At 65.2% G+C, this 1285-nt stretch carries 1 protein-coding gene and 1 pseudogene; one reads left to right on the top strand and one right to left on the bottom strand.

Going from position 1 to position 1285, the window contains the following annotated elements; all coding sequences use genetic code 11:
• Positions 1-304, top strand: a pseudogene (locus PGX04_RS22190) (MFS transporter); the annotation flags it as partial.
• A gap of 464 nt (positions 305-768) precedes the next feature.
• Here the strand turns inward: PGX04_RS22190 and PGX04_RS22185 are convergent.
• The coding region (locus PGX04_RS22185) for a stage II sporulation protein M (RefSeq protein ID WP_273740488.1) at positions 769-1285 on the bottom strand (517 nt) is incomplete at its 5' end.

Here is a 1285-nt window from a genome sequence, read left to right as displayed (position 1 = left end):
CATCTTCGCGTTCTCGGGGCTGCGGTTCGCGGGGCTGCCCTCTCACAAGGCGTTGATCGTTGGCCCCGCCGAACGGGGTGCCGGCGGCCGGGTGACCGGCGCGTACTACCTCCTGCGGAACCTGATCGTCATCCCGAGCGCGGCGCTGGGCGGACTGCTGTGGGACGGGTTCTCGAACCCGCTGACAGGGACGCAAGTGTTCGCCGGCGATCCGACGGTCGCGTTCACCATCGCGACGGGAATCGGGCTCGTCGGCACCGCCTACTTCCTGGTGTTCGGGAAGGAGTTCGAGGCCTATCAGTAGCGGCGCGGCGTCGAAGAATCGCCTCCATTTCGCTACTGAGCCCATTCGTCATCTCGTCCGTTGGTGGGAACTGCTCGAGGGGCCGACTCGTTCGATAGAGGGTAACCAGGTTTCACTCCAGACCGGACAACTGGCGTGCGGTGGCGCGCGCTGTCGACCGGCCGAACGAAAGTGAGGTCGGTCGATGACACTGCGCGAGGGATGAGCGAGCGCCGGAGGCGTGAGCGAATCGGCTGGGGAGGACGTGGCGATTCCGTGTTGCCACGATAGCAGGACACTTCTTCTCACCCAATCCCTCCAGAACATACCGTTCCATTCACACGAGAAACGTATCGAACGGTCTTCGTGAACTGCCTCGAGGTCAAGATTCAAGATGCCTTCGGCGTCTCGTCTTCCCGAGGATCTTCGATTCTCGGACAACCCCGAGGCGCTCGCCTTGCCTCTCTGTAGAGAACGGCGCTTCGCTAGAGCAAGAACCGATAGTAGAACGGACTGACGAACCCTTCAATAACCGCGGCGATCGCCAGCAGAATCCCGATCCCGATCAGCACCCAGAACGCCCGCTCGAGCGCGTCCGCGAGAGCCGTTCGACTCGCGCGAGCCCGCCACGTCCGCCACGCGGTGACGCCGACGGACACCCCCAGCGCGCCCGCGATCAGGATCGCCGGGATCTCGAGCACGCCGTGGGGAACGACGAAGGCGGCGAGTTCCAGCGGATCGACCTCGAGGCGCGCCATGATCCCGAGGAAGACGCCGTTGAACAATAGCGACGCAATCGCGGGGACCGCGAGCGCGACCCCGGCGTAGGCCGTCGTGAGCGCGACGAACCAGTTGTTGCCGAACAGGTTGGCCGCCATCGTCGGCGGGAGTTGGCCCTCGAGGCGAGCCGTGATCGACGCGTCGAACGTTCCGACGAAGGGGCCGGCGGCGGCCCACCCCATCCAGAACCCGAGGAGACCGAGACCGAGGACGAACGCGTGC

Source organism: Natrinema soli, assembly GCF_028618695.1.
Note: the sequence above shows the minus strand (reverse complement) of the source record. Positions and strands in the feature narration are given on the sequence as shown.